This is a genomic window from Rubrivirga sp. (assembly GCF_049648075.1).
In the GTDB taxonomy this organism is placed as follows: domain Bacteria; phylum Bacteroidota; class Rhodothermia; order Rhodothermales; family Rubricoccaceae; genus Rubrivirga.
On the sequence record NZ_JBARYR010000090.1, the window covers coordinates 1 to 8,634 of the forward strand.

An 8,634-nucleotide genomic window follows, 5' to 3' on the forward strand; every position below is an offset into this window, starting at 1 on the left:
CTCCTCGCGGTCGAGAACGACTCGTGGCTCGAGACCGACGAGGCTCCGCTCACGGAGTCCGCGTTCCGCGCCCGTCTCGGCCTCGAGGTCGTGTTCGAAGACGGTGACTTGTTCTGGGGCCACGCCACCTTCGTCACGATGGACCATGCGCTCGGGTTGGGGGGCATCGAGATCTTCGGCTAGACCTCCTCTCAGCCAGCCGGTAGGAGCTGTCCGACTTCGCTGTTGGACATGGGCTCCGGCCCTCGTCGCGGGCCGAACCGTCATCGCCGCACGGCGTCTCGTTGCGATCAACTAAGGCGAGCGCCCTCGAACGGCTCGCGCCGACCTCGAGGACGCACACCGGCCTCCGCTCCGGCTTGGTTGCCGTGAAGCAATACTCTCCAGAGCGTGAGAGCGTTGAGTTGCTCCTTCACATTCTCGAGACGAAATGCTCTTCTGGAGACAGCTCGCGGTCCTCTTCCTGCTCGCAACGACTCCTCTGGCTTCTGCCCAGGTCGCAGGGTGGGAGTTTACAGGAGGGCCGTACGCGTCTCTCGAATCGTCGTCCTTCGACTACGAGATCCAGATTGCTGTCCAGTCTGACGGGTCCGTTCTCGCTGCGATCGGAGGCCGTGGGGTCTACCGCTCTCGAGATGGAGAAGAGGCATGGTCGATGGTCCAATCCGGTGGCACTCGCTTTCCGGCCCTCGTCTCGGGTTCGTCGGGCCGGGTGTTGGTCACGACGGCGAGCCCCATGCGCCCGACGCCATTCCCAGACCTGTACCGGTCCTTCGACCATGGCACCTCATGGGAGCAACTGAACCCCACCCCGCATCGCTTTCGTCTCGTCGAGGCCGGGCCACAAGACCGGCTGATCGCGGCCGGATATGGGGACGAGTTGTACAGCTCCATAGACTGGGGAGCCACGTGGTCCGAGTTCCCTCGAACGATGCCGTGGAGCGGTCAGCCGGACGACATCGGCATTCCCCGTGACCAAGCCCTCCTTGTCGTCGTGGACCGGGTTCTGTACCGGTCGAGAGATGACGGTGCGACGTGGCAACGCGTCCTCGAGGACGGGAACGCCGAGGTCTTCGAGATCGAAGTCGCCCCGAGCGGGACGGTCTACGCGACGACCTCCCAGGGCGTCTTCACCTCGGTCGACGCCGGCCAGAGCTGGAACCTCGCCGGGACCTCGAGCGAGGAAACGTCCTCCCTGACCGTCGCCGGTGACGGCACGCTCTACGCCGGGGTCGCCGACGGCGTCCGCCTGTCCAGCGACGGAGGAGCGACGTGGAGGGCCTTGGGCGAAGACGCACCGTTCAGCGACCCATCCGCGATCGCTCTCGCACCGGGAGGACGCGTCTTAGCAGTGTCGTCCCTTCGTGCAGAGGGCGACAGGATCGCGCTGTTCGGCTTCGATGCGGAGAGCACGCAGTGGTCCCGGTCAGGCGTAGAGAGAGCCAAGGTCGTTGACATGGCCCTGAGCGATCGGCGAGTTCTCGCGGCGACAGAACGGGAGGGCGTCTTTCGCAACGACCTCGACCGGAGCTGGCGCGACCTCGAGGCTCCAGCGGCGTCCAGGCTGGCTGAGGGACCAGACGGAGCTCTCGTCGCGGCCCGGCGAGACGAGGTATGGCGCTCGCGGGACGGAGGCGATAGATGGCGCCCGATCTCCGCCGGAGTGCCGAGCGGCGCCAACATCACCTCGATATCGCTCGCACCCGATGGGAGCTTGTACCTCGGCACAAGCTCCGACGGCGTCTTCGCGCTGAGCGTCGGGAGTGCAGCCTGGCGCTACGTGGGCTTGCAAGGCGTCTCGGTTCCAGCCGTCTTTGTCGCGAACGACGGCACTCTCTACGCGAGCGTCGGGTACGGCGCGTTGCTCCGATCCGAGAACGGTGGCACCGAGTGGACGCCGACCGACCTCGAGGACGACACCGTCAGCATGTTTGCTCAAGACACCGATGGGGTCCTGTGGGCGGTGAGTGGCGGAGCGGTTTTCTCGTCCAGCGGTGGGACCATGTGGGAGGAGTCGTCTCCCGACATCGGCACGCCCTACGCGCTCGTCCCTGCTCCTCAGGGCGGACTCTATGCTGGGACCTCGAAGGGTTTGGTGTACAAGCCTCCAGGCTCTGATTGGCGGCAGCTCGAGACACCAGCGGAAAGCGCGGTTTTTGCGATCGTGGCGACGCCTGAGAGCCGTCTCTACATAGGGACAGACGAGGGAGTCTACCGGAGCCAGCGCCTTTCTACACAGTCGGGAAGCGTTCCACGACCGACCGCATTGAGCGTATCTGCGTACCCGAACCCATCGCACGGCTTGCTCACGTTGGCCATCGACCTCGATGAGGCCGGCGACGTCAGGATCGATCTCTTCGACGTGTTGGGGCGTCAGGTGCGCTCGACGTTGAGCGGGACGACGCTGGTCGGCATGCACCGCGTCCAGATAGACGGGACGGGCCTTCCGAGCGGCGCGTATCGCTACCGGGTTCACGTCGGACGACGCGTCCAGACGGGGACTGTCATCTTTCAGTAGGACGCCGGACCGCGACCGATTGCCCCAAGACCTCGGCCGCGCGACGGAGCCGCTGGGTCGTCTCGTCGCGGCCGATCAGAACAAGCGTCTCGAACATCCCCGCGCCGGCCGTCGTGCCCGTCGCGGCCAGCCGGACCGGGTGGATGATCCGACCGAACCCGGCCTCGCGCGCCTCGGCCAGCGCCCGCATCGTCGCCTCGGTGCTCTCGATCGTGAACGCGTCCTCGGCCTCGAGGGCGTCGGCGTAGGCGGCAACCAAGTCGGCGCTGTCGTCCTTCCAGCGCTTTTTGAGGCCCTTCTCGTCGTACGACTCCGGCGCGACGAAAAAGTAGGCCGCGTCGGCGAGGTCCGACGCCTTCGTCAGGCGCTCGCGCATCAGCGACGCGACCTCGACGAGCTTCCCGTCCTCGACGGGTCCTACGGCGTCCTCGAGGGCGGGGCGCGCGCGACGGGCGAGGTCCTCGGGATCCAAGGCGCGCAGGTGCTGGCCGTTGAACCAGTCGAGCTTGTCGAGCGAGAACTGGACGCCGCTCTTGCCGATCCGCTCGACGTCGAACGCTTGGACCAAGCCCTCGAGGTCGAAGATCTCCTGCTCCGTTCCGGGGTTCCAGCCCAGCAAGGCCAAGAAGTTGACCACGGCCTCGGGCTCGTAGCCGGCCTCGACGTACTGGCTCACGCTGACCGGGATGCCCAACCGGTCGGCGCTGCGCTTGGACAGCTTGCCGCCCGTCGGGCTCATGATGAGTGGCAGGTGCGCCAGGCGCGGCGGCGTCCATCCGAGCGCGCGGTACATCAGCAAGTGCTTGGGCACGGACGACAGCCACTCCTCGCCCCGGATCACGTCGGTGATGCCCATCTCGTGGTCGTCGACGACGTTCGCCAGGTGGTACGTCGGCATCCCGTCGCTTTTGACGAGCACCTGATCATCGACCTCGATGGTGTCGAAGCTCACCTCGCCGCGGACGCGGTCGGTAAACGTCAACGTCTCGCCGGGATCGACCTTGAGGCGCACGACGTGCTCGTCTCCGGCCTCGATGCGGCGGGCGACCTCGTCGGCCTCGAGGACGAGGGACGTCGCCATCTCGTCGCGCGTGGAATGGCCGTAGCGCGGGCTCGGGTTGGCGTCCGAGCGGTGGCGCTCCTTCATCGCCTCGATCTCGTCGGGTGTGTCGAACGCGATGTAGGCGGCTCCCGCGTCGAGCAGGCGTTGGGCCGCGTCGGCGTACAGGTCGCGGCGCTCAGACTGGCGGTACGGGCCGGCGTCGCCGCCCTGCGTCGGGCCTTCGTCGACCCCAAGCCCGGCCCACGACAGGCCGTCCAGGATGTCTTGCTCGGCCGTCTCGACAAAGCGGGACCGGTCGGTGTCCTCGATGCGGAGCGCGAAGGTGCCGCCGGTCTGGCGGGCGAGCAGGTAGTTGTAGAGCGCCGTGCGCAACCCGCCGATGTGGAGCAGGCCGGTGGGCGAGGGCGCGAAGCGGACGCGGACGGGATCGGACATCATCGAGGTCGGAAGGGCGGCTTCAACCTATCGAGCCGACCTCGATGCGTCCATGAGGAAACGGATCGGCTCTCCCCTACTTTGTCTCCGCACCGCCCTCGATCCGATGCGCTTGATCGCTGTCGCCCTCGTCGTCCTGTCATCCGGCTGCACGGCCCAAGCGCCGGCCGAGCCAGCCACAACCGACGGGCCGCTGCTCGACGCCCCGTATCTGGAGCCGGGGGGCCCCGGCGACGACGCCCTCGACCTCGAGGCACTCAGCTTGGTGGAGCGGATTCGGTTGCTCGCCCCGTTCGTCGGCGGTCCCCTCGAGGACGCCGAGGCGGCCATTGGCGGACCCGTCGCCGTCGCGCACACCGTCGAAGGTCCGAGTGGCCCCGCAACCGGCGTGTCGACCTCGGGGTCGAGGCACTTCGTTTACGGGGACACCCCGAGCGTCCTCGTCCTCGAGGCCGAGAACGGCCGGCTCGTCCGAGCGATGGTCGTTCAGGAAGACGTCGACGCGCTCCAGATCATCTACGACCTCGAGGGCGAAATGCAAGCGTGGCTTGGAGACCTCGAATATGAGAACGTCGACCACGGCTACTACTTCTGGGAGAAAGAGGGCTGGACGTTCACCGGCCAGGCCGCCGACGTGTCGCGCCTGGAGTTGATCGTCGAGGAGCGGTAGCCGACGTTGGCCACGCCGGCCTGGCGGCTCTCGAGGGCGTAAATCGAAAAAGTTGAGCCGGGCGTGAGCCACCACGCGCCGAGACCTCGGTGGCAGGGGTAGCACTCCCCGCTCCGATGGCCCTCCGTCTCACGTTCGTCCTGGCCTTGGTGGTCGCCGCCTGCACCGGCCCGCCCACGGGTGTCCCGTTCGACCTCGAGGTCGTGACCGGCCAAGGCGGCGGGTTTGCCGGGACGTGGTCCGGCTTCGTCCTCACGGCCGACGGGTCGGTCCAGCGCTGGACCTCACAGGCTGGCGACGACCGCACGATGGAGCCCGCCGGCGCCCTCTCCGCCGAGTCCGTCGCGGCCATCTGGTCCCGCCTCCAAGACGACGCCCTCGACCTCGAGGTCGATGCGCCCGGCAATCTCAGCCGGTCCCTCGAGGTCGTGGCCAACGGAGAGACCCATCGCCTGACATGGGAAGCGATGGCTCACGCCGACCTCGACGCCTTGTGGACCGATCTCTCGACCCAGCTCGCCGCTCACTCTCCCCAGAACTGATGAACACGTTGCGATTCGCCCTCCTCGTCGCCGTCCTGTCGGTCGGCGCCCAGGCCCAAACGCTCACCGACGACCCGCGCTCGCTCACCGGCCTCGACGTGTCGAGCATCCCGGTCGTCCACTCTATCGAGGAGTTCCAATCCCTCCGCTCGGGCCGACTCGAGGCCGCTGCGACGACCTCGCGTCCCGGCGCGTTGATCCCGTTCTCGACCGTCTCGCGCCAGTCGCTCGGCCCCACTCGGGGCGGCCCGACCTCGACGCCGATCCGGTTGGAGCGCGCGGAGAACGGGACGGTCCGCTGGCTCGAGGGCGAGCTGGACGCCGGCCTGGGACTCGCCCGAGCTCGTGGCGCCGCGGCTCGCGTAGCTGCCGCCGAGACCGTCCTCGATGCGTTCGCGCCCGCGCTCCGTCTCATCGACCCGGCGTCCGAACTCGAGGTCGTCCGCACGAACACGGACGACCTGGGCTCGACCCACGTCCGCTTCCAGCAGCGATACCAGAACATCCCCGTTTGGAACGCCGAACTGATCGCCCACCTCGACGCCGCCGGGACGGTCTACGCCGTCAACGGCACGTACCACCCGACGCCCGACCTCGAGGACGTCACGCCCTCCCTCTCCCCCACTGGCGCGCGCGACGCGGCGATCTCCGCCCTCGAGGACGCCGGCCGGTGGAACCCCGTCTCGGCCGAGGTCTCCGCGCTTCTCGACCTCGGGGCCGAGCCCTCCGAGCTCGTCGTCTACCACGACGGGATCCGGTTCCGGCTCGCCTACGCCCTGGAGGTCCACGCGAGCCTGCTCGAGCTGTTCGAGATGGTCGTCGACGCGAACACCGGCGCCGTCCTCGAGCGGATCGACCGGCACTGCGCCTACGCCGGCGGCGACCACGTCCCGCACGTCGACCTCGAGGCCGAGACCTTGGCCCCGGCGATGATCGCGGCGCGAGGCCAGTTCACGAATGCCGGCGGCACGGACCTCAATGGCGTTTCGCAGTCGCTCCGCGCGTGGCGGGCAGACGATGGGACGCACTTCATGCTCTCGGACCTCGACAACCTGAACGTCGGCGCGTCGCAGCTCCCGAACAACCCCTCGGGCGGCACGCTCACGCTGACGGCGCAGAACCAGGACTTCAACGAGAACACCCAGCTCGCCCACGTCACGTCCGGCTCCACCTCCTTCACCGACGCCGCGGCCGTCTCGGCGAGCTACGGGATGGACCAGACCTACGCCTACTTCCGCGACACCTTCGGCCGCAAGGCGATCGACGACAACAACCAGACGATGATCTCCATCGTCCACATCACCCAGAACGGGCAGTCGATGGGCAACGCGTTCTGGCTCGGCCGCATCATGGGCTGGGGCGACGGCGACTCGAACTTCAAGCCGCTCGCAGGCGCCCTCGATGTGGCCGGCCACGAGATGTCGCACGGCGTGATTCAGCACACCGCCGACCTGGTGTACAAGAACCAGCCCGGCGCGCTCAACGAGTCCATCGCCGACGTGTTCGGGGTCATGGTGGACCGCGACGATTTCCTAGCGGGCGAGGACATCATGCGCTCGGCGCTCGCGCTCCGCGACCTGGAGAACCCGGACAACCCCAACGTCCTGTCGCCACAGCCGGCCCACATGCGCGACTTCCGCAACCTGCGCGAGGACCAGGACAACGGCGGCGTCCACGTCAACAGCGGCATCCCCAACCGCGCAGCCGTGCTCGCGATCCAGGCCATCGGACGCGAAAAGGTCGAGCAGATCTGGTACCGAGGCCTAAGCACATACCTGACGCGCGAGAGCCAGTTCGTCGACGGTCGTCTCGCGTTCGAGCGCGCGGCGACGGATCTGTATGGCGCTGGAAGCGCCGAGGTCCAAGCCGTCAGCAACGCGTTCGCCGCGGTCGGAATCGGAGACGCGAACAATGGCGGCGGCGGAGGCCAGAACCCAGGCGGCGACGACGTTCCGCCGCTCGTCGGCGGCCAGTCGCTCGTCGCGTTCATGACCGGCAATGGATCGGTCGGGACCGTGGACTTGACCGACCCGAACAACATCGGCGCCGGCCTCTTCCAGGGCGCGACGGCCCGGTTCGGCCAGGACGGCGACGCGTCGCAGCTCTCGGCTCCCCGCGACGGAGCGTCGATCTGGTACGTCAATCCCAACGGTCAACTCGAGTTCGTCGACGTGGCCTCGGGCCAGGTTAGCACGTTCGACAACCTGTCTCTGCAGCAACCGGGCGACCTGTGGACGGTCTCGATCTCGCCCGACGCGAGCGTCGTCGCCATCGTCTCGGCCTATCTCAACGATCCTCGGATCTACCTGTTCGACGGTCAGAACCTGTCCATCCTCGAGGTCCGGCCCGAGACGACGGCCGAGGGCTTCCGCGACGAGACGATCCAGTACCCCGACGTCATCACGTGGTCTCCGAACGCGGACCAGCCGCTTCTCGCCTTCGACGCGCTCCACCAGTCCGATGGCGGCCCCCTGTTCGGAGGTCTCTCGACCTACTGGGCGCTCCACGAGGTCGACTTCGACGCCGGCCGCGTCTACAACGTCTTGCCGCCCCAGCCGTCCGGCGTCAGCGTCGGCAACCCGACGTACTCGAGCAGCGACCCCGACGTGATGGCCTTCGATGTCGCCGACGAGCAGGGAGTCGTCGAGACCTACCTCGCCGACTTCTCGGCCGGCCAGGTCGCGACGTTGGGCACGACGGACCTGACGTTCAACGGCCAGCCCATCACCGACGCCCAGCGCCCGACGTTCTCACCCGACGACCGGACGGTCCTGCTCTCGGTCCCGAGCGCCGCGTCGCTCCTGTTCATGGACCGCACTGGCGCGGACCCCACGGCGCTGACGTTCCAAGAGCCTCTTTTCAACCCGTCGTGGTTCGTGATCGGAGGCACGCCTCGCCAGGGCGTCTCTTCTGAGACTGGCCCGAACGCGCGGTTCGACCTCGAGGTCGCTCCGAACCCGATCGGCGCCCAGGCTCGTGTCTCGTTCTCCGTCCTCAAGGCCGCATCGGTCCGGGTCGCGGTCTACGACGCGCTGGGCCGAGAGGTCGCCGTCCTCGAGGACGGGATGATCTCCGCCGGCGAGCACGACGTGCGGCTGGACGCGGCGGCCTTGCCGGCCGGGGTCTACGTCGTCCGCCTCGAGGCCGGCGGCGCGGTCGAGGTGCGCACGATCACGGTCGTGCGATAAAGGCACGTCCTCGAGGTCGCCCATCGCCCTCGAGGACGAAAGATGCGTGGGACGGCGCTAGAGGCCCTCCGCTGCTCCGGTGCGGGGGGCCTCGACCGTCACGCCGGGGTCGATGAGGTAGAGCGAGCCGTCCTCGAGGACGGCCTCGACCACTCGAGCGGGCTGGACGTCGGCGGAGGCGCGGGGCGCGAAGACGGTGCCCAGGGCGACGGCGACAC

5 protein-coding genes and 1 pseudogene are annotated in these 8,634 nt (G+C 68.1%); 5 read left to right on the forward strand and 1 reads right to left on the reverse strand.

The genetic code is table 11. From position 1 onward, the window contains the following. Together WBA11_RS02430 and WBA11_RS02435 are read left to right on the forward strand one after the other, a co-directional pair. Nucleotides 1–183: pseudogene (locus WBA11_RS02430) on the forward strand (hypothetical protein); the annotation flags it as partial. 247 nt (nucleotides 184–430) lie between these two features. After that, nucleotides 431–2,518 (forward strand): T9SS type A sorting domain-containing protein, encoded by a 2,088-nt coding sequence (locus WBA11_RS02435; RefSeq protein WP_424519136.1) that lies wholly within the window; start codon nucleotides 431–433, stop codon nucleotides 2,516–2,518. Here WBA11_RS02435 and gltX read toward each other — a convergent pair. Further along, nucleotides 2,505–4,019 (reverse strand): glutamate--tRNA ligase, encoded by a 1,515-nt coding sequence (gene gltX / locus WBA11_RS02440; protein WP_424519137.1) that lies wholly within the window; start codon nucleotides 4,017–4,019, stop codon nucleotides 2,505–2,507. The two genes, WBA11_RS02435 and gltX, sit on opposite strands and share 14 nt — an antisense overlap. 103 nt (nucleotides 4,020–4,122) lie before the next feature. Here gltX and WBA11_RS02445 point away from each other — a divergent pair, with 103 nt between their 5' ends. The 3 genes from WBA11_RS02445 (at nucleotide 4,123) to WBA11_RS02455 (ending at nucleotide 8,416) form a co-directional block, all read left to right on the forward strand. Beyond that, nucleotides 4,123–4,686 carry a hypothetical protein gene (locus WBA11_RS02445; protein ID WP_424519138.1) on the forward strand — a complete coding sequence of 188 codons (564 nt, stop codon included), beginning with the start codon at nucleotides 4,123–4,125 and terminating at the stop codon, nucleotides 4,684–4,686. 116 nt (nucleotides 4,687–4,802) lie between these two features. Further along, on the forward strand, nucleotides 4,803–5,228 hold the full coding sequence (locus tag WBA11_RS02450) for a hypothetical protein (RefSeq protein ID WP_424519139.1): 426 nt from the start codon (nucleotides 4,803–4,805) through the stop codon (nucleotides 5,226–5,228). Beyond that, complete coding sequence (locus WBA11_RS02455) at nucleotides 5,180–8,416, forward strand: M4 family metallopeptidase (RefSeq protein ID WP_424519140.1); 3,237 nt, start codon at nucleotides 5,180–5,182, stop codon at nucleotides 8,414–8,416. Before WBA11_RS02450 ends, WBA11_RS02455 begins: the two co-directional genes overlap by 49 nt. Nucleotides 8,417–8,634: the final 218 nt, after the last annotated feature.

Coding starts and splice junctions, on each gene's coding strand:
- WBA11_RS02435 (WP_424519136.1), top strand. CDS start 431: ATGCTCTTCTGGAGACAGCTCGCGGTCCTCTTCCTGCTCGCAACGACT.
- gltX (WP_424519137.1), bottom strand. CDS start 4,019: ATGATGTCCGATCCCGTCCGCGTCCGCTTCGCGCCCTCGCCCACCGGC.
- WBA11_RS02445 (WP_424519138.1), top strand. CDS start 4,123: ATGCGCTTGATCGCTGTCGCCCTCGTCGTCCTGTCATCCGGCTGCACG.
- WBA11_RS02450 (WP_424519139.1), top strand. CDS start 4,803: ATGGCCCTCCGTCTCACGTTCGTCCTGGCCTTGGTGGTCGCCGCCTGC.